This is a genomic window from Streptomyces sp. NPDC006624 (genome assembly GCF_040611555.1).
Classification (GTDB): Bacteria; Actinomycetota; Actinomycetes; order Streptomycetales; family Streptomycetaceae; genus Streptomyces.
This window is the reverse complement of sequence record NZ_JBEXOM010000004.1, coordinates 363,241-383,589: the sequence shown is the minus strand read 5'-3', so window position 1 is coordinate 383,589 and position 20,349 is coordinate 363,241. Positions and strand designations below refer to the sequence as shown.

The following is a 20,349-nucleotide window of genomic DNA, read 5'->3' as shown; positions in this document are numbered from 1 at the left end:
ACGGGAGTTGACACACCATGGCGGGCGAGGACAAACTCCGCGACTACCTCAAGAAGGCCGTCGCCGATGCCCGTGAGGCACGCCGGCAGCTGCGCGACCTCGAGGACCGGCGGCGCGAACCCATCGCGATCGTGGGCATGGCCTGCCGCTACCCGGGCGGTGTGTCCTCGCCCGACGACCTGTGGCGCCTGGTCTCCGAGGGCGGCGACGCCATCAGCGAGTTCCCCGGCAACCGCGGCTGGGACCTGGACGGCCTCTACGACCCGGACCCCGACCGCACGGGCACCTCGTACGCCCGCGAAGGCGGATTCCTCCACGACGCCGACCAGTTCGACCCGGCCTTCTTCGGGATGTCGCCGCGCGAGGCCATGGCCATCGACCCGCAGCAGCGGCTGCTGCTGGAGACGGCCTGGGAGGCCTTCGAGCACGCCGGCATCGATGCCACCGCCCTGCGCGGCTCGGACACCGGCGTGTTCGCCGGCCAGATGTACAACGACTACGGCTCACGCCCGCACCTGCCGCCCGAGGACTTCGAGGGCTACCTCTACAGCGGCAGCGCCGGCAGCGTCGCCGTCGGCCGGCTCTCCTACACCTACGGCTTCGAGGGCCCGGCCGTGTCCGTCGACACGGCCTGCTCGTCCTCGCTGGTCGCCCTGCACCTCGCGGTGAACGCGCTGCGCAACGGCGAGTGCTCGCTCGCCCTCGCCGGCGGGGTCACGGTGATGTCGACACCGGTGGCCTTCCTGGAGTTCTCCCGCCTGCGCGGCCTGTCGCCCGACGGCCGGTGCAAGTCCTTCGCCGCGTCCGCCGACGGTGTGGCCTGGTCGGAAGGGGTCGGTGTCCTCGTCGTCGAGCGGCTGTCGGACGCGGTGCGCAACGGGCACCGGGTGCTGGCCGTCGTACGGGGCAGTGCCGTCAACCAGGACGGTGCCTCGAACGGTCTGACGGCACCGAACGGCCCGTCGCAGGAGCGGGTCATCCGCCAGGCGCTCGCCTCGGCCGGTCTGTCCCCTGCGGAGGTGGACGCGGTGGAGGCGCACGGTACGGGCACGCGGCTGGGCGACCCGATCGAGGCGCAGGCGCTGCTCGCGACGTACGGCCAGGGCCGTGAACGGCCGTTGTTGCTGGGGTCGCTGAAGTCGAACATCGGGCATGCGCAGGCGGCTGCCGGTGTGGGCGGTGTGATCAAGATGGTGGAGGCGATGCGGAACGGTGTGCTGCCGCGGACGTTGCACGTGGACGAGCCGTCGCCGTTCGTGGAGTGGGAGGCCGGGTCGGTCGAGTTGCTGACCGAGGCGCGGGAGTGGCCGGCGCGGGAGGACGCGCCGCGCCGCGCGGGTGTCTCCTCCTTCGGATTCGGCGGCACCAACGCACACGTGATCCTCGAAGAGGCCCCGGCGGCTCCTCCCGCCGAGACCACCGGCGGGCGCCCTCTGCCCGTCCTGCCGTGGCTCCTGTCCGCGCGCACCCCCGAGGCGCTCACCGCCCAGGCCGAACGGCTCCACGCCTTCGCCTCCGCCCCCGGCGCCCCCGGCCCGCTGGACATCGCCTACTCCCTGGCCACCACCCGCGCCGCCCTGCCGCACCGCGCCGCCGTCGTGGGCGCCGGGACCGCCGCACTCCTCGACGGCCTCCGCCACCCGACCCCGGTCAGCCCCTCCACCGGTCGTCTGGCGGTGGTGTTCTCGGGTCAGGGGGCTCAGCGGGTTGGTATGGGGCGGGAGTTGTATGGGGCGTTTCCGGTGTTCGCGGGGGCGTTGGACGAGGTGTGCGGGGTGCTGGATCCGTTGGTGGGTGGGTCGTTGAGGGAGGTGATGTTCGGGGCGGGGGAGTCGGTGTTGTCGGAGACGGGGTGGACGCAGCCGGCGTTGTTCGCGTTCGAGGTGGCGTTGTTCCGGTTGGTGGAGTCGTGGGGGGTGCGGCCTGATGTGGTGGCGGGTCATTCGGTGGGGGAGTTGGTGGCGGCGTATGTGGCGGGGGTGATGGGTCTGGGTGAGGCGTGCCGGTTGGTGGCGGCGCGTGCGGGGTTGATGCAGGGGTTGCCGTCGGGGGGTGTGATGGTGGCGGTGGAGGCGTCGGAGTCGGAGGTGCTGGCTGCGATCGGTGATCGTGGTGATGCGGTGGGTGTGGCGGCGGTGAACGGGCCGCATGCGGTGGTGGTTTCGGGTGCTGAGGAGGCGGTGGGGGAGGTGCTGGCCGGGTTGCCGGGTCGGCGCAGGCGGCGGTTGGAGGTGTCGCACGCGTTTCATTCGCCGTTGATGGATCCGATGGTGGAGGAGTTCCGTTCGGTGGCGAAGGAGGTCCGGTACGGGGCGCCTCGCCTTGCGGTGGTGTCGACGGTGACGGGCCGGGTGGCCGAGGGGGAGGAGCTGCGTTCGGCGGACTACTGGGCGAACCAGGTCCGCCAGGCCGTCCGTTACGCCGACGCCGTCACCACCCTGGAGTCCGAGGGCGTCACCACCCTCCTCGAAGTCGGCCCCGGCGGCGTCCTCGCCGCCCTCGCCACCCAGGCGGTCCGCGACCCCGACGCACTGACCGCCACCGTCGCCACCCGTGCGGGGCGCCCCGAGCCGGAGACCCTCGTCGAAGCGCTCGGCACCCTGCACGCCCGAGGGGTGCCGGTGGACTGGGAGGCGTTCTTCGCCGGCTCCGGGGCCCGCCGGGTCCCGCTGCCCACCTACCCCTTCCGGCACCAGCGGTACTGGCTCGAGGAACTCCCGGCCGAAGGCCGCGACGCGGCCGGCCACCACGCCCCCGGCTCCGCCCCGAGGGCGACGCCCGCGCCGGTGGAGGAGACCCCGCGGACCGTGCCGCTGGCCGAGCGGCTCGCACCGCTGAGCGAGGCGCAGCGCGAGCAGTACCTGCTGACCCTCGTCACGGAACTGGTCGCGAGGGTGCTCAAGCACCCCGACACCTCGGCCGTCTCGCCCCACCGCCCCTTCCAGGAGGTCGGCTTCGACTCCCTCACCGGCGTCGAACTGCGCAACCGGCTGGGCGCCGAGACCGGGCTCTCCCTGCCCGCCACCGTCGTCTTCGACCACCCGACACCCGCCGCGCTCGCGGCCTACGTCCTGACACAGGCCGCCGCGTCCCGCCCCGCGGACGCCCCCGCCCCGCCAGGTTCCGCGGCCGAGGAACTCGACCGGCTGGAGGCGTCCGTGGCCGCCCTGACGGCGGACGGCTCGCACCCCGACGAGACCCGCCTGGCGCTGTCCGCGCGGCTGCGGACCCTGGCCGACCGTCTCGCGGGACCGGCCGGAGTCGCGTTCCCGCCCGCCTCCGACGCCGGCACGGCGCAGCTCATGGACGCGTCCGCGGACGAGATCTTCGACTTCATCGACACCCAGCTCGGCCGGGCCGCGGACTGACGCCCCGCGCGCCCCGACGCCCGCACCACCACCCTTCCGGTACCGAGGAGAGACTGATTCCGCATGTCCGCTGACATGTCCCGCGCGCAGCAGCAGGCCCCGGCCCAGAGCCAGTCCCCGGCCCAGAGCCAGTCCCCGGCCCAGACCAAGGAACAGAAGCTCGTCGACTACCTGAAGTGGGTCACCGCCGACCTGCAGAAGGCGCGCGAGCGGATCGAGACGCTCGAGTCGGCCGCCACCGAACCCGTCGCCATCGTGGGCATGGCGTGCCGCTTCCCGGGCGGCGTCGCGTCACCGGACGACCTGTGGCGCCTGGCCGCCGAGGGCCGGGACGCCATCAGCCCCTTCCCCACCGACCGCGGCTGGGACCTCGACGCGCTGTACAGCGCCGACCGCGACCAGCCGGGCACGTCGTACACCCGGGAGGGCGGGTTCCTCGACGGAGCGGCCCTGTTCGACGCCGACTTCTTCGGCATCTCGCCCCGCGAGGCCCGGGCGATGGACCCCCAGCAGCGCGTTCTGCTGGAGACCGCGTGGGAGGCGTTCGAGGACGCCGGGATCGACCCCGCCACGCTGCGCGGCAGCCGGACCGCCGTGTTCGCCGGCGTGATCGAGCAGAGCTACCTCGGACTCGAAGGGCCCGCCGAGCTGGAGGGCCACCTCATGACCGGCAAGCTCAGCAGCGTGGCCTCCGGGCGCATCGCCTACACCTTCGGCCTCGAGGGCCCGGCCGTCTCCATCGACACCGCCTGCTCGTCCTCCCTGGTCGCCCTCCATCTCGCGGTGGAGTCCGTCCGCCGGGGGGAGTCCACCCTCGCCCTCGCCGGCGGCGCGACGATCACCGCGACCCCCGGTGGATTCGTCGACTTCTCCCGCCAGGGCGGCCTCGCCCCCGACGGGCGCATCAAGTCGTTCGCCGCCGCCGCCGACGGCACCTCCTGGTCGGAGGGCGTGGGCCTGCTGGTGGTGGAGCGTCTGTCGGACGCGGTGCGCAACGGGCACCGGGTGCTGGCCGTCGTACGGGGCAGCGCCGTGAACCAGGACGGTGCCTCCAACGGCCTGACGGCGCCCAACGGCCCGTCGCAGGAACGCGTCATCCGCCAGGCGCTGCGGAACGCCCGCCTCACGCCCGCCGACGTCGACGCCGTCGAGGCACACGGCACGGGCACGCGGCTCGGCGACCCGATCGAGGCGCAGGCGCTGCTGGCGACGTACGGCCAGGACCGTGAACGGCCCCTGTGGCTGGGCTCGCTGAAGTCCAACATCGGGCACACCGTCGCCGCGGCGGGCGTCGGCGGCGTGATCAAGATGGTGCAGGCCATGCGGCACGGCACGCTGCCCCGCACCCTGCACGTCGACCGGCCCACCCCCATGGTCGACTGGAGCTCCGGCGCGGTCGAACTGCTCACCGAGGCACGCGCGTGGCCCGCCCGGGCGTCGGCCCCGCGCCGCGCCGCCGTCTCGGCCTTCGGCGTGAGCGGCACCAACGCCCACGTCATCCTGGAGGAGGCCCCGCAAGCGGACGACACCACCGCCCCGGAGCAGACCCGGACGCTCCCGGCCGTGCCCTGGCTGCTCTCCGCACCGGACGAGGACGCCCTGCGGGCCCAGGCCCGGCGCCTGCACGCGCACGTCGCCGCCCACCCCGAGCAGTCCGCCGCCGACCTCGGCTACTCCCTCGCCACCGCCCGCACCCTGCACGACCGCCGTGCCGTCCTGACCGGCGCCGACCGCGACGAACTCTCCGACGCCCTGCGGCAGCTCGCCGAAAACCCCACGAGCATCGAAGCACCTGCCCGTCCCGGTGGTCTTGCGGTGGTGTTTTCGGGTCAGGGGGCTCAGCGGGTTGGTATGGGGCGGGAGTTGTATGGGGCGTTTCCGGTGTTCGCGGGGGCGTTGGACGAGGTGTGCGGGGTGCTGGATCCGTTGGTGGGTGGGTCGTTGAGGGAGGTGATGTTCGGGGCGGGGGAGTCGGTGTTGTCGGAGACGGGGTGGACGCAGCCGGCGTTGTTCGCGTTCGAGGTGGCGTTGTTCCGGTTGGTGGAGTCGTGGGGGGTGCGGCCTGATGTGGTGGCGGGTCATTCGGTGGGGGAGTTGGTGGCGGCGTATGTGGCGGGGGTGATGGGTCTGGGTGAGGCGTGCCGGTTGGTGGCGGCGCGTGCGGGGTTGATGCAGGGGTTGCCGTCGGGGGGTGTGATGGTGGCGGTGGAGGCGTCGGAGTCGGAGGTGCTGGCTGCGATCGGTGATCGTGGTGATGCGGTGGGTGTGGCGGCGGTGAACGGGCCGCATGCGGTGGTGGTTTCGGGTGCTGAGGAGGCGGTGGGGGAGGTGCTGGCCGGGTTGCCGGGTCGGCGCAGGCGGCGGTTGGAGGTGTCGCACGCGTTTCATTCGCCGTTGATGGATCCGATGGTGGAGGAGTTCCGTTCGGTGGCGAAGGAGGTGCGGTACGGGGCGCCTCGCCTTGCGGTGGTGTCGACGGTGACGGGCCGGGTGGCCGAGGGGGAGGAGCTGCGTTCGGCGGACTACTGGGTGAACCAGGTGCGGCAGGCGGTCCGTTACGCCGACGCCGTCACCACCCTGTACGACCAGGGCGTGCGCACCGTCGTGGAGGTCGGCCCCGGCGGCGTCCTCACCGCCCTCGCCCAGAACGTCCTGGCGGACCGGGACGACCTCACCGTCCAGGCCCTCCAGCGCTCCGGCCGGCCCGAGCCGTCCGCGCTGACCGACGCCCTCGGCACCCTGCACGCCCGAGGCGTGCCGGTGGACTGGGAGGCGTTCTTCGCCGGCTCCGGGGCCCGCCGGGTCCCGCTGCCCACCTACGCCTTCCGGCACCAGCGGTACTGGGCCGACGCGCTCGCGGCCGGACGGCGTGACGCCGGCGGGTTCGGCCTCGACAGCGCCGACCACCCGCTCCTCGGCGCCGCGCTGTTCCCCGGCGACCGCGACGAGGCGCTCTTCACCGCCCGCCTGTCCGCCCGCACGAACCCGTTCCTCGCCGCCCACACCGTCGACGGGGAGACCGTCGTGCCCAGCGCGGTCCTCGCCGAACTGGCCGTCCGGGCCGGGGACGAGACGGGCTGCACGGCCGTGGACGAACTCGTCGTCGACGCGCCGCTGGTGCTGCCCCGCGAGGGAGCCCTGCACCTCCAGGTCCGCGTCGGCGAACCGGACACCGCCGGCCGGCGCGTCCTCACCGTCCACGCCCGGCCCGACGACCCCGACGCGTCCTGGACGCGCCACGCGCACGGTCTGCTGAGCGACACCCCGCTGGTCCCACCCGCGGACACCGACCCGGCCGCACCCTGGCCACCGGCCGCCGCCGAGCCGCTCACCGGCGTCGACGACGACCACTCCGCATCCCCGGACGCCGCGGACACCGCGGACACCGCGGACACCGTGGAGGCCCTGGACGCCGCCGACGCCCCGGACACCGCGGACGCCCCGGACGAGCTGTACGCGCACTTCGCCACCGCCGGAGTGCACTACGGCCCCGCGTACCGGGGTCTCACCCGGAGGTGGCGCCGCGCCGGTGACCTGTTCGCCGAGGTGACCCTGCCCCCCGACTCCGCCCCGGGCGCCGAGGAGTTCGGCCTCCACCCGGCCCTGCTGGAGGCGGCCCTGCAGCCGCTGTACGCCGCCGGACCGCCGTCCGCCGCGCGCACCGCGACCGGCTGGCGCGGGCTGCGTCTGCACGCCGTCGGCGCGGACACCCTGCGCGTGCACCTCACCCCGCTCCCCGGCGCCGACGACACCTACGCGCTGCGCCTCACCGACCCGGCCGGACAGACCGTCGCGGTGGCCGACGCCGTGACCGTCGGCCCCGTCCGTACCGAGGCGCTGCGCTCCGCCCGCTCCCGGCACCGGGACGCGCTCCACCACGTGGAGTGGATCAGCCGGCCCCTGCCCGGCGCGCCCCTGGACTGGCTCACCCTCGACTCCACCACCCACCCCGACACCGCCGCCGTGACCGCCGCCCCGCCGGCCGGGGCCGCACGCCTGGACCTGACCACCCCCTCCGGGCGGTCGGCCGAGGACGCCGTACGGGACACCGTGGGCCGGGCTCTGTCCTGGGCGCGGCACTGGCTCGCCGAGGAGGCCCTGGCCACGACGCCGCTGGTCGTCGTGACCCGGGGGGCCGTGGCCGTCACCGGCGACGAGGACGTCACCGACCCCGCCGCCGCGGCCGCCTGGGGCCTGCTGCGCTCGGCGCAGTCGGAGGCGCCGGGGCGGATCGTCCTGGTCGACGCGGACGGCGATCCCGGCGCGGACGCCCTGTCCGCCGTGGTCGCCTCCCAAGAGCCCCAGGCCGCGATCCGCGGGACCGGCTCCGGCAGCGCCCCCCGGTTCCACGTACCGCGCCTGCTGCGCACCCCGCTGCCGCAGCCCCCGGCCGACGGCCCCCGCACGGTCTGGGACCCCGACGGCACCGTCCTGATCACCGGCGGTACGGGATCGCTCGGCGCGCACTTCGCACGCCACCTGGTCACGGAGCACGGCGTCCGCCACCTGCTGCTGGTCAGCAGGCGCGGCCCCGACGCCCCGGGCGCCGCCGAACTGTGCACAGAACTGCAGGCGCTGGGCGCGTCCGTGACGGTGGCCGCCTGCGACGTCGCCGACCGCGGCGCCCTCGCGCGCGTCCTCGCCTCCGTGCCGGACGCGCACCCGCTGCGCGGCGTCGTCCACACCGCGGGCGTCCTCGACGACGGTGTCATCGGCGCCCAGACGCCGCAGCGGCTCGACGCCGTGCTGCGGCCCAAGGCCGACGCCGCCTGGAACCTGCACGAGCTGACCCGGGACCGTGAGCTGACGGCGTTCGTGCTCTTCTCGTCCGTGGCCGCCGCCGTCGGCGGCCCCGGCCAGTCCACCTACGCCGCGGCCAACGCCCACCTGGACGCGCTCGCCCAGCACCGCGCCGCGTCGGGGCTGCCCGCCACGTCGCTGGCCTGGGGCCTGTGGGAGCAGGCGACCGGGCTGACGGGCGGCCTCACCGAGACGGACCTCAAGCGGATCGCCCGCAGCGGCTTCCGCACGGTCCCCCAGGACCTCGGCACGGCCCTGTTCGACCTGGCCCTGGACACCGGCCGCCCGTACCTCGTGGCCACCCCGCTCGACCTCCCGGTGCTGCGCCGCGGGCCGCAGGTGCCGGCGCTGCTGAGGTCCCTGGTGCGCGTACCGGCCCGGGCCGCGGCGCGGGGCACGGCCGACGCCGGGCCCGCGCTCGCCGACCGGCTCGCCGGACTCGACGAGGCCGAGCAGCACGCCCTCGTCCTCGACGCCGTGTCCGCCGAGATCGCCCGGGTCCTCGGCCGCACCGGCACCCCCGACCCCGAACGCCCCCTGCAGAGCAGCGGCCTCGACTCCCTCACCTCGGTCGAACTGCGCAACCGGCTCGCCGCCGTCACCGGCCTGAGCCTGCCGGCCACCCTGGTCTTCGACCATCCGACCCCCCGGGACCTGGCCGCGCACCTGCGCACCGCGCTCCTGGCGTCCCGGGACACGGCCGAGCCGTCCGCGGCGCCCACCGCCCCCGACTACGCCGCCGACCTCGACCTGCCCGCGGACATCCGCCCCGCCGACCGGGTCGTCCGCACCGTCACCGACCCGTCCGACGTCCTGGTCACCGGCGCGAGCGGATTCCTCGGCGCCTTCCTGGTGCGCGAGCTGATGCGCACCACGACCGCCCGGGTGCACTGCCTGGTGCGCGGCGCCGACGACGCGGCGGCGTACGAGCGGCTGCGCTCCAGCCTGACCTGGTACCGCGTCTGGGACGACATCGACGAGAGCAGGCTGCGGGTCCGCTCCGGGGACCTGGCCGAGGAGCGACTCGGCCTGGGCGAGGACGAGTTCGACGCCCTCGCCCGCACCATGGACGCCGTCTACCACGCGGGCGCCACCGTGCACTGGCTCCACCCCTACGAGGCGCTGCGCGCGGCCAACGTGCACGGCACGCGCGAGATCCTGCGCCTGGCGGCCCGGCACCGCACCGTCCCGGTGCACTACGTCTCCACCGTCGGCGTCTTCAACGGCCCGGTCACCCCCGGAGTCCCCCTGAAGGTGACCGACCCGACCGGCCCCGCCGAGGCCCTGCCCAGCGGCTACCTCCAGTCCAAGTGGGTCGCCGAACAGCTCGTGGGCATCGCCCGGGACCGGGGCCTGCCGGTGTCCGTGCACCGCGTCGACGTCATCTCCGGAGACACCCGCAACGGGGCGTGCCAGACGAGGGACTTCGTCTGGCTCAGCCTCAAGGGCCTCCTCCAGGCGCAGGCCGCGCCGGCCGGCGTCGAGGGCCGCTTCCACCTGCTGCCCGTCGACTACGTCAGCGCCGCCGTCGTCGGCATCTCGCTGCGCGAGCCGGCCGGCGGCACCTTCCACCTGTTCAACCGGAGCTCGCTGAGCCTCGCCGACTGCGTGTCGTACCTGCGCGACCTCGGCTACCGGCTCGACGAGACGGACCGGGAGCGGTGGAGCGCGGCGGTGCGCGCCGACCGGGACAACGCCCTGCTGCCGCTGCTGCACGCCTTCGAGATGATGACGTCCGACACCGACGGCTTCTACCCGCCCCTCGACACCACCGAGACCGAGGCGGCGCTGACCGGGACGGACATCGCCTGCCCGCCGCTCACCCGCGAACTCTTCGCCCGGTACGTGGAGTTCTTCGTCCAGGAAGGACACTTCCCGCCCGCCCCGTGAGGTGTGCGGTCCGCCGACGACCGACACCCGAAGGCCGGCCGCCCGGCTGCTCCCCCCGAGCAGCCGGGCGGCCTGTCCCGTCTCCTCACCCTCCCTCCCTCCCTTCCCTTCCCCTCCCCTTCCCCGTCCGCGAATGTGAGGTATCAGCATGGGCGCCGCACAGGTGCGTTCGTTCTCCGAGATCGAGGCCGCCTTCGTCGAGTACGTCCAGCGGACCGTCTACTGCACGATGGTCACCGTCGACCGCCAGGGCCGCCCCCGGGCCCGGATCGTCCAGCCGGTCTGGGAGACCGTCGACCAGCGCCCCGTCGGGTGGCTGGCGGTCTTCCGCACCCCGGTCAAGGCCGCCCACCTGGCGAACAACCCGCACACCACGTACGCCTACTGGCACCCCTGCCAGGACGCGGTGTTCGTCGACAGCGTCTCCGCCTGGGTGCACGACCGGGACACCAGACTGCGCGCCTGGGACCTGTACCACCGCAACAGCCCCCCGGGCGTCGGCTACGACCCGCACCTCTACTGGAGCGCCGGTCCCGACAGCCCCGCCTACCAGCTGCTGCGCATCGACCCCTGGCGCGTCCAGGTCGTGCGCGGCGCGGACCTGAGCAGCCGCATCTGGTCACCCGGCCGGCCCGGCGGAGCCCCCGACGGTGCCACGCGCTGACACCCGGAGCCGGCCGCGCCGTCGCACGGTCACACCCCGCACGGGTCAGCCCTGAACTCCTCCCGCCGGCGCGCGGAAACCCGCTGCCGGCCGACCGTCTCCGCGCGCCGCTCGGGACCGTCCGAAGCTGCTTTCACGGCCCCGAACTTGTGCGCGGGCCCTCACCCTCGCGCACCTCGGCCGACGCCAACAGCGGTGTGATTGCGCCGATTTCACGGCCGCGGCGTCCGGCGAGGTGAGCGACGGCCGGAGCGGCGGAACAATGATGGGAGCCGGGCGGGTTTCACGGGTCCTTTTCGGGCGAAGAGATCCGCCAGGCACGCTCCGGCAGTTGCGATCGCACCGCCTTCACACCGGCACGGGCGCGCCGAAACGGAGGACCCGACGCATGGCCACACCACTCACCGCCAGCCGGCTCGTCGCCGCGTTGCGCGCCGAGGGCTGCGCCGTTCACGAGGTCGGTGGCTGGCGCACCAACAACCGCAACCACAAAGGGGCTTGGGGCCCGGTCAACGGGGTGATGATCCATCACACCGTCACCGGACCCGGCACGGACGTCGTCCGGCTCATCTACGACGGCCACGGCACCCTGCCCGGCCCGCTCGCCACCGGCTGCATCACCAAGGACGGCGTCGTCCACCTGACCGGCAACGGCAGGGCCAACCACGCCGGCGGCGGTGACCGCGACGTACTCAACGCCGTCATCGGCGAGTCGTACGGCGCGTACCCGCCCCCGACCCGGGAGCACGACGGCTCGGCGGGCGCGGTCGACGGCAACGCCCGCTACTACGGCTGGGAGTGCGAGAACCGCGGCGACGGCAAGGACCCGTGGCCGCCCGCCCAGTACACCGCCATGGTCAAGGCCACCGCGGCGATCTGCCGCGCCCACGGCTGGAGCCACAAGAGCGCGATCGGCCACCTGGAATGGAGCGACTGGAAGGTCGACCCGCGCGGGTTCGACATGGCCGACTTCCGTCGTGACGTCGCCGCGGCCCTGGCCCTCCCGGCGGGCCTGTGGGAAGGAGAGGACCCCATGCCCCAGTACGTGAACCTCGGCATCGGCAAGCGGTACCAACTCGCGCCCGGCGCCTGGGACTCGATCGAGTTCACGACGGAGTGGACCGACGAGACCCGCGACCACGCCACCGGAGGCAGCGTCTTCGCCCGGGGCCCGGCCCGGTTCAGCGGCACCGTCAGCCTCCAGCTGGACGGCCTGCCGGCGGGAGCGGTCGTCCAGGCCCGCATGTCGGAGTACCAGGGCGACGAACACCATATGGACCACCCGATCCACGAGATCATCGGCACGGGGGGCGACTCCTTCGCCGTGTTGCCCATCACGAAGCGGCTGCCGTCCGGGCGCAGAATGCGGGTACGGCTGCTGAACCAGGCCGCCGTCCCGGTCACCGTCGTGAACGCCGTGCTGACCGTGCTGGTCTGGAAGGAGGCCTGAGCGCCCGCCCGGGTGACGGCGCCGAGCTGCGCCGCGGCGGCCGAGCCCGCACGCTGGAGGAACAGCACACTTCTGCGTGAGGGAGCACCGGCATGGCGAAGCGCCGCAGCGAGGGCGGGAAACCCAGGAAGGGCGACAAGGTCGCCTGGAGCAGCCACGGCAGCACCGCCGAGGGCAAGGTCGAGCGGGAGATCACCGAACGCACCGAGGCGGCGGGCCGCACGGTCGACGCCTCACCGGACGACCCGCAGTACGAGGTGCGCAGCGACAAGTCCGGCAGGACGGCGGTGCACAAGCCGTCCGCGCTCAAGAAGAAGAAGTGAGCCGGCGTGGCCGGCGAGGAGCGCGAGGAGACCTGGAGCGACTTCCGTGAGCTGGTGAACATGTCACCGGCCGCACTGGAGAAGTGGCTCGCCTCCGAGGAGTCCCGGAGCGCCGGCCGGCACACGGACGGGGGCGAGTCCACCGGGCACGCCTCCGGCCGGCGGATCGTGGAGCTGCTGCGGACCAGGAGGTCCGACCTCACAGACGACGACTACGGGCACATGCGCAAGGTCGTCGGCTACGTCCGCCGCCACCTGGCCCAGCGGCCCTCGGGCGACGTGCGCGACACCCGGTGGCGCCACTCGCTCATGAACTGGGGCCACGACCCGCTGGCGTGACGCCGTTCAGCGCCTGCGTCAGTTGCTGCCGCGTCTCCTCGGACACCGCTCGCGCCTCCTGAACGACGTCACCGCGTTCGCGGACGAGGCTCTCGTAGACGGGCAGTTCTCCGGTTCGGGTCGCGTCGGTATGCACGGCATCGGTCCTATCGGTTCACAGCGGCATTCTTCCGGGGCCCGCGCGGGCCCGTACCTGTCTGCGTCATGCCCTTCCGCCGTGTTACTCCCCTTGTCGCGTTCATCATTCCGTCACGTGTTTCGCGCATTTCCCCGTCATCGCGGTCACGGACAAGGCGAAGGGCCCCGGAATGGTGTTCCGGGGCCCTTCGCGCGGCGTCGTTCAGAGGGAGGTCGTGTGAACGCTCGCGTGCCCGCCCGCGGCGCCGCCCTCCGGCGACAGGGTGGCCTGCAGGCCGGCGCAGACCTCGGTGGTCACAGGGCCGACCAGGCCGGCCGAGAGGCCGCCCACGAGGCCGGCGGAGGCGTCGACGCCCGCGTTGCCGCCGGCGAGGTTCTCCAGGTCACCGTCGGACAGCTCGGCGGTGTCGACCTGAGGGGTGAGGTTCATGGGGATGTTTCCCTTCGCGTGAATGTCTCGCAATGGCGGTGAGCCCGGGTCATCGCCGGAATCCGGGAACCGGGATTCCGGCCCGGCGGCTCCGCCGTGCGCAGGATCAAAGCACTCCCCGCGGAAGAGAGCCAACTCCCCGCCGGGCCCGCCCGGGCGCATTTCCCGATCCGTCTTCATCGCTATGACCGCGAGGTCACCGAATACGCGTACTCCTTCACACAGCCCGCCATTCTCTCGTCCTCAGGAATGTTGCGCCCCGAATCCGGAAGCGGGCACTTCGCCGCCAAGTTCCCATACGGGCGGAGCGAAACGGCGGCGGGCCGGACGGCCCGCCGCCGCCCGGGGCGGGGTGTGCAGATGTGCGGGAGGTTCGGGCCCGGCCCCCGTCAGGCCGTCGCGGCCGGCTGCATCAGCCGGGCCAGCAGGTCGTCCAGGGTCACCAGACCGGTCAGCCGCCCGGCGGTGTCACGGACCACGGCGAGCGAGGACCGGCGGCGGCGCAGCACCTCGATCGCGTCGGCGACCGTGGTGGCGTCCGTCAGCTCGGGCACCGGCCGGGCCAGCTCCCGCGCGGTCGTCGCCCGCCCCCGGGCCCGGGCGACCAGGGCGTCACGGGCGTGCACCGAGCCGAGGACCACGCCCTCGTCCCGGACGAGCAGCCGGGTGCGGTCGTGGGCGGCGGCGGTGCGCAGCAGGGCGTCGACGTCCGCGCCGCCCTCGACCCAGGTGATCTCGGCGGCGGGGATCCGCAGCGCCGCCACGGGCGTCTCTGGCTCGGTCAGCGAGCGGGTCAGCAGCTGCGAGTCGGCCGCGCTGATCAGGCCCAGCCGCTCGGACTCCTCCACCAGGTGCGTCAGCTGCTCCCGGTCGTGCACCGGGGCCAGCTCGTCACGCGGCACCACCCGGCACAGCCGTACCAGGGCGTTGCTCACCCGGTTGAGCAGCCGGATCAGCGGGCGCACGGCCTTCACCACGGCCCGGAAGGGCGGGGAGAGCAGCATCGCCGAGCGCTCGGGGTGGGCGATCGCCCACGACTTGGGGGCCATCTCGCCGACCACCATGTGCAGGAACACCACCACGACCATGGCCACGGCGAACGCCACGCCGTAGCTCACGGCACTCGGCAGGCCCAGCGTGCGCAGCAGCGGGTCCAGCTCGTGGGAGATCGCCGGCTTGGACACCGAGCCCAGGCCCAGCGTGCACACGGTGATGCCGAGCTGGGCACCGGCCAGCATCAGCGACAGCTCGCGCATGCCGGCCAGGGCCGCCCCGGCGCCGCGCCGCCCCTCGGCCGCCGCCTTCTCCATGCGGTGCCGCTTGGCGGCCACCAGCGCGAACTCGGCCGCCACGAAGAAGCCGCTGCCGGCCAGCAGCAGCACGGTCACGAAGATTGCCGTCGGGAAGCTCACGCCGACTCCTCCGCTTCTGCGGCTTCCTCGCTGTCCCGCAGCGGACGGATCCGCACGCGGTCGGCGACGTGCCGGTCCAGCGTGCGTACGTCGATCACCACGCGACCGCCCTCGGGCAGCTCGACCGTGACCCGGTCGCCGACCGTCGGGAAGCGGCCGAGCCGGTCCACGACCAGGCCCGCCACGGTGTCGTAGTCCTCGCCCTCCGGCAGCCGGACACCGGTGGCCTCGGCCACCTCGTCCACCCTGCGGCCGGCGTCCACCAGCCAGCCGTCGCCGTCCGCGACGGCGAGCAGGGTGACCTTGTCGGACTCGTCGGCGATGTCACCGACCAGTTCCTCGGCGATGTCCTCGTAGGTGACGATGCCCGCCACGCCGCCGTGCTCGTCGAGGACGACCGCGAACTCGTCGTCGAGCTCCCGCATCCGCGCCACCGCGTCGGGCAGCGCGAGGGTGTCCGGCAGCAGCAGCGGCCGCCGGGCCACGGCACCGGCGCTCACCCCGGCGAGACGGCCGGCGGGCAGCGCCATCAGCTCGCGCACGCCCAGCACCCCGGCGATGTCGTCGGGGTGGTCGCCGAGGACCGGGTAGTTGGAGTGGCCGTGCCGGGCGATGAGGTCGACCGCCTCCCCGGCGGCGGCGTCCTTGCGGACGAACACGGCGTCGGCGCGCGGCACCATCACCTCGTCCAGGGTGCGCTCGGAGAACTCCAGCGCGTGGTCCAGCAGCGCGGCGGTGTCCTTGGGCAGCGCGCCCTGCTCGTGCGACTCGCCGATCAGATGGCCCAGCTCCTCCAGCGTGGCGCCGTGGTGCAGCTCCTCGACCGGCTCGATGCCCACCCTGCGCAGCAGCCGGTTCGCCGCACCGTCGAACACCCGTACGACCGGGCCGACGACCTTCAGATACGCCAGCGTGGACGGGGCCAGCGCCTTCGCCAGCCGCTCGGGCACGGCGATGGCGAGGTTCTTGGGAGCCAGCTCGCCCAGCACCATCTGCACGACCGTGGCCAGCACGAACGCGAGCACCACGGAGACACCGCTCACGGCGGGGTCCGGCAGCCCCAGCCCCGACAGGGCGGGCCGCAGCAGCGCGGACACGGACGGCTCGGCGATGAAGCCGACGACCAGCCCGGTGACCGTGATGCCGAGCTGCGCGCCCGACAGCATGAACGACAGCCGCTCCAGCACCCGCAGGGCGCGCGCCGCCCGGCGGTCCCCGGCCTCGGCGTCCCGCGCGAGGGCGAGCCGGTCGGCGGAGACGTAGGCGAACTCCTGGGCGACGAAATAGCCGGTGCCGGCGGTCAGCACGAACACGGCGAGCAGGCCCGACAGGGCCTGGACGGCACTCATCGAACACCACCCCGCCGGGTGCCGTGATCACTGAACTCGTGGCGGAGTGGTCCGGGACTGTGTCCCGGGGGGTCCGTCGGTCTGGCGGACAAGAAGGCGCTCCTCATGTGTCGGTCTCACCCGGCACAACGCTCACCGTCGCGCCGGTGTTCCCGGATTCTACGACCGTGTAGATGATGATGCGCGGGTCACACCACCCGTGCTCCCGGTCACGGCCACAGCCCCGGCGACGGGCCTCTGGCCGGGGCGCACCGCGCGTGGAAGACTGATCCGCACCAGCCGGCCGGCCGCGCGGCGGACCGGGGCGCGAGGGGCGGTTCCAGGAGGAGTACGTGGCTGCGGTCCCCGAAGGCGCCGAGTTGCTCGAACGGCTGGGCCCGGACGTCGCCCACGCCCTGCTCGACTGGGCCGACCTCAACGGCCAGTCGGTCCGGCTGCTCCTGCCGTCGTGGTTACCGTCCGGAACGGGATACACCGGCGCCGTGCTGGTCGCGCTGGAGACCGCGCCGCCGCCCCGCGTGGTCGTCCTCAAAGTCCTCCCGGAAGGCCCGCACCGCACCGAACCGGGCCGGCACGCGCGGGCCCTGCGCCTGTCGCCCGGCTCCTTCGCCGCCGACCACCTCGTCGAGCAGGCCTTCGCGCCCTACCCGTTGCGGACCGGCGGTGCCCTGATGTTCCAGGCGATCGCCGGAGAGGGCCTGCGCAGTGCCGTGACACTCGGGGCCCTGCGGGGCGAGGAGTTCGCACGGACAGCCGCAGCCGTGGCACGGGGCACCGTGAGCGAGTGGAACCCGGGCCCGCACACTCCTGTGCGCATGGCCAGTTCGGCGTTCCTGAGCCGGGAGCTGGAGGTCGCGGGGGTCACCGAGGCCTCCCTGGTCCCGTGGCGCGAGCGGGCGGGCCTGGCCGGCACCGCGCGACCGTGGTTCGAAGCGGCCGGGCGGCGGCTCCCCAACCCCTACCTGATGATCGCCGGCGGGCACCCGGACATCCCGGACCGGGACCTGTCGGCCCTGACGGGGCTGACGCACGGGGACCTCCATCCGGACAACGTCATCGTCCCGCTGCGGCACGGTGTCCCACGCGAGCAGGCGTACCGGCTGATCGACCTGGGCGGCTTCCGCGCCGACGGCGCGCTGAGCCGGGACGTCGCCATGCTGCTGCTGTCGGCGCTGTCCCCCCTGGTCCCGGAGCCGCGCACGCAGCAGCGGCAGGCGCTGCTGGACTACGTCGTCGACCCGCACCGGGACCAGGTCGCCCTGCTCCCGGCGGAGGCGGTGCGGCGGGTCGACAGCGTCAGGGACACCGCCGCCGACGTGATGGGCCAGTGGCGCGAGCCGTGGCAGGACCAGCTGCTGCTGTCCCTCGTCGCGGGCGCCGTGGCCTTCACCACCTTCTCCGTGCTCCCACCCGACGTCCGGGACTGGTACCAGCTCCTGGCCGCGCACGCGGGGGAGGCCCTCCTCCGGTCCGGCGCCGCCGCCGCCCCCGCGGTGCCACGGGCCCGGCCCGAACCGGCACCCGGGCCGTCGGGGGCCGCCGCCACCCCGGCGCGCCGGCCGGCCCACCCGCCCCGGCCGCAGCCGCCCGCGACCGGCCCGGCCCGCAGCGGGGCCTCGGGGCCGGCCCAGCGCAAGGCGCTGGTGGAAGCCCTGGAGGAACTCCCGGCGATGACCGACCCCGCCTCGCGGGAGGCCGTCCTGCGGCAACTGCCGCGACGGCTGGCGACGAGCATCCCGAGGGCGGCCGTGCTGCGAGTCGAACTGCTCGGTCTGGTCGACACCTGCATCACCTTCCACGGCGGCCTGGCAGCCCTGTGGGAGGCCGTCTCGTCCGTGGACCCCGGGACCCGCGAACGCGACGCCCTGTTCGAAGTTCTGCGCCACATGCCGGAGTTCGCGCGGGAACAGGTCAACGGCGGCCCGTGAGGCCGGATTACGCGGCTCGGGGTTTCCGGTCATGCGCCGCTGGGACATCATGAAAGCGCAGGGTCGGGCCGCGCGGCCCGGGACGGGGAGGGCCGCAGAGCATGGATCACGCGAAGTCCGTCATAGAGTCGGAGCTGCTCGATCTCTCTCAGCTCACGCTGGAGGACGTGCGCGCATACCGGGACTGGCACGAATGGCAGAGCATGGAGTGCCGGCTGCTGCAGGAGTTCGGAAACCCGTCCGTCTTCGCCGGCGACCCCAAGAGCAGTGCGGACCTGTGATGTCGAGGCCCGGTCCGCGATCACGGAGGCCCATCGGTGAGTGGCTCCTTCGGCACTTCGGGACGACCGGCAGAAGGACTCCCCCGGCATGGGCTTCCCCCGCGGCACTTTGACACCCTGGCCGGCGGAGGAGGCGGCAGCGCGGTCATCGCCCACCTGTGGGACTCGGAGCGCAGTCACCGCCTCGTCCTCCTCGGTCTCCTGACCGCCACCGCGGGCCGCCGTCCCGACGTCCTCGGGCCCCTGTCCGGCACCGAAGAGGCCTGGAACCTCCTCGTCGAAGCCGAACGCCACAGCGGCGCGGTCACCGACGAGATACTCCTCCTTCCGGAGACCGGACGCTGGCTGCGCCACTGCCTGCAGCGATTACAGGCGCCCGGCCGGACACACGGCGCGGGCGAGCCGCCCGTATGGGTGGACGTGGGCCATCTGCACCTGCTGGCGGCCGCGGCGGCGGTACGGGCCGGTCTGCCCTTCGAGCTGCGGGTCCCCGCCCGGAACGGCCGGGTGTGGCTCCCCACGCTCGGATGCGCGACGCTGCACGGGGACCTCGCGCCATGGCAGTCCGCCGACGTGGCCTTCGCCGGGGACACCATGACCATCGCCCTGTCGGGCGCGCCGGGACACGGTCACGATCCGGTACGGGTCGAGCACCCGCTCAGGAAGCCGACCCCCGGCTGGCAGGTCCCCCGCACGCTGACCCTGGACCTGCCGGACGGCCCCCGGGCCGTCGCGCTGCACGAGCTGGAGCACTACCGCATGCGGACCGGCGCGAACGGCGCCCCCGCCGACGCGGTGTCGGACGACTCGATCCGCCGCTGGACCGAGCTGCTGCACAGCGCCTGGTCACTGCTGAAGCACGTCGACCCCGGCGGGGCGGAGGACGTGAGCGCCTGTCTGCGCTCCATCGAGCCGCTCCCGGCCGCCCGTCCCTTCCGCTGGCACAGCGCCACCATGGAGGACGGGATGGGGGGAATGGCGGCCTCGGAGCCCAGTGGGGCCGAACCCGCCGCGGCGGCCCAGTTCGCCGCCGTCCTCACGCACGAGGCACAGCACAGCAAGCTCAGCGCCCTGCTGCACATGTACTCGCTGCACACACCGGACGTGACACACCGGTTCTACGCGCCCTGGCGCGACGACCCGCGCCCGCTGCGCGGCATGCTGCACGGTGTCTACGCCTTCACCGGCGTGGCCCGTTTCTGGCGCGGCCACATGCTCAACGGATGGGCACCGGAGGAGCAGGCCCTGGCGGCGTTCGAGTACGCGCTGCGCCGCGGCCAGCTGCTGCGCGTCCTGCCCACCCTGCTGCACGACGCCAGACTCACCGCACTCGGCCGCAGAATGGTCGGCCGGCTGCTGGAGACCGTGGCGGACTGGCAGGACGAATCGATCCGCCCCGACTGCCTGGAAGCGGCGCGGGCGGCGGTCGAGGACCACTGGCTGAGCTGGCGCTCCCACCACCTCGCCCCCGACCCCGGCCTCGTCGCCGACCTCGCGCGCAGATGGGGCATGGGACCCCCGGACAGGGAGGCGGCGTGGCGTTGTCCGGAGCCCCGGCTGCTGCCCGACCCGGCCGCACGGCACCTGGACGCCCGGGCGGTCCTGACGCGGATGCGACTGGACCGGACCACCGCCGCCCGCCTGCGGACAGCGACCAGTGTCGGCCACCTTGTCCTCGGCGCCCGGCCGGCGGATCTCCACCTGCTCGAAGGAGATCTGCCCGCGGCGGAACGCTTGTACGTCGCGGAGATCAGAGCCGAGGGCGGCGCCGCTCCCGGACCCGGGACACTGTGGGCGGGCCTGGCACGCGCACTGCGGGGACGCCCCGGCCACGAGGAGGCCGCGCGGGTCCTGACCCGGTACCCGGAACTGGTGCGCCAGGTGTACGGGGCCGTCAGCGCCGGGAGCGGCACCGCACCGGACCCCGTGGCCGTCGCCGACTGGCTGGGCCGCACCCTGATCGCGCCCTGACGCGCC

The 20,349-nt window shown here is 74.0% G+C and carries 12 protein-coding genes; 9 read left to right on the top strand and 3 right to left on the bottom strand.

What is annotated here, in order from left to right:
- Nucleotides 1–17 precede the first annotated feature (17 nt).
- From ABZY20_RS10485 to ABZY20_RS10460, 6 genes are all read left to right on the top strand, one after another.
- A complete protein-coding gene (locus ABZY20_RS10485; protein WP_356439473.1) occupies nt 18–3,368 on the top strand; it encodes a type I polyketide synthase in 3,351 nt (1,116 codons plus the stop codon).
- Between the two features lie 63 nt (nt 3,369–3,431).
- Nucleotides 3,432–10,058: a thioester reductase domain-containing protein gene (locus ABZY20_RS10480; RefSeq protein ID WP_356439470.1), complete on the top strand. Its 6,627-nt coding sequence runs from the start codon at nt 3,432–3,434 to the stop codon at nt 10,056–10,058.
- Nucleotides 10,059–10,206: 148 nt separating this feature from the next.
- The gene (locus tag ABZY20_RS10475) at nt 10,207–10,722 is read left to right on the top strand and encodes a pyridoxamine 5'-phosphate oxidase family protein (RefSeq protein WP_356439468.1); all 516 of its coding nucleotides are present in this window, start codon (nt 10,207–10,209) and stop codon (nt 10,720–10,722) included.
- 388 nt (nt 10,723–11,110) lie between these two features.
- Nucleotides 11,111–12,172: an N-acetylmuramoyl-L-alanine amidase gene (locus ABZY20_RS10470; protein ID WP_356439466.1), complete on the top strand. Its 1,062-nt coding sequence runs from the start codon at nt 11,111–11,113 to the stop codon at nt 12,170–12,172.
- 92 nt (nt 12,173–12,264) lie between these two features.
- The gene (locus ABZY20_RS10465) at nt 12,265–12,495 is read left to right on the top strand and encodes a DUF2945 domain-containing protein (protein ID WP_356439463.1); all 231 of its coding nucleotides are present in this window, start codon (nt 12,265–12,267) and stop codon (nt 12,493–12,495) included.
- A 6-nt stretch (nt 12,496–12,501) separates the two neighbouring features.
- Nucleotides 12,502–12,834 (top strand): DUF3140 domain-containing protein, encoded by a 333-nt coding sequence (locus ABZY20_RS10460; protein ID WP_356439460.1) that lies wholly within the window; start codon nt 12,502–12,504, stop codon nt 12,832–12,834.
- A gap of 340 nt (nt 12,835–13,174) precedes the next feature.
- Here ABZY20_RS10460 and ABZY20_RS10455 read toward each other — a convergent pair whose 3' ends face one another.
- The 3 genes from ABZY20_RS10455 to ABZY20_RS10445 all read right to left on the bottom strand — a co-directional run bounded on the left by ABZY20_RS10455 (nt 13,175) and on the right by ABZY20_RS10445 (nt 16,163).
- Entirely contained in the window at nt 13,175–13,402 is a 228-nt protein-coding gene (locus tag ABZY20_RS10455) for a hypothetical protein (RefSeq protein WP_356439457.1), read from the bottom strand.
- A gap of 389 nt (nt 13,403–13,791) precedes the next feature.
- A complete protein-coding gene (locus ABZY20_RS10450; protein ID WP_356439454.1) occupies nt 13,792–14,814 on the bottom strand; it encodes a hemolysin family protein in 1,023 nt (340 codons plus the stop codon).
- Nucleotides 14,811–16,163 (bottom strand): hemolysin family protein, encoded by a 1,353-nt coding sequence (locus ABZY20_RS10445; RefSeq protein ID WP_356439451.1) that lies wholly within the window; start codon nt 16,161–16,163, stop codon nt 14,811–14,813. Before ABZY20_RS10445 ends, ABZY20_RS10450 begins: the two co-directional genes overlap by 4 nt.
- Nucleotides 16,164–16,495: 332 nt before the next feature.
- On the opposite strand from ABZY20_RS10445, the gene ABZY20_RS10440 reads away from it, so the two are divergent.
- From ABZY20_RS10440 to ABZY20_RS10430, 3 genes are all read left to right on the top strand, one after another.
- Complete coding sequence (locus ABZY20_RS10440) at nt 16,496–18,091, top strand: hypothetical protein (RefSeq protein ID WP_356439448.1); 1,596 nt, start codon at nt 16,496–16,498, stop codon at nt 18,089–18,091.
- 101 nt (nt 18,092–18,192) lie between these two features.
- Nucleotides 18,193–18,372, top strand: coding sequence for a hypothetical protein (locus ABZY20_RS10435; RefSeq protein ID WP_356439446.1), 180 nt, complete (start codon nt 18,193–18,195; stop codon nt 18,370–18,372).
- 36 nt (nt 18,373–18,408) lie between these two features.
- On the top strand, nt 18,409–20,343 hold the full coding sequence (locus ABZY20_RS10430; RefSeq protein WP_356439444.1) for an HEXXH motif domain-containing protein: 1,935 nt from the start codon (nt 18,409–18,411) through the stop codon (nt 20,341–20,343).
- The last annotated feature ends 6 nt before the right edge of the window (nt 20,344–20,349 follow it).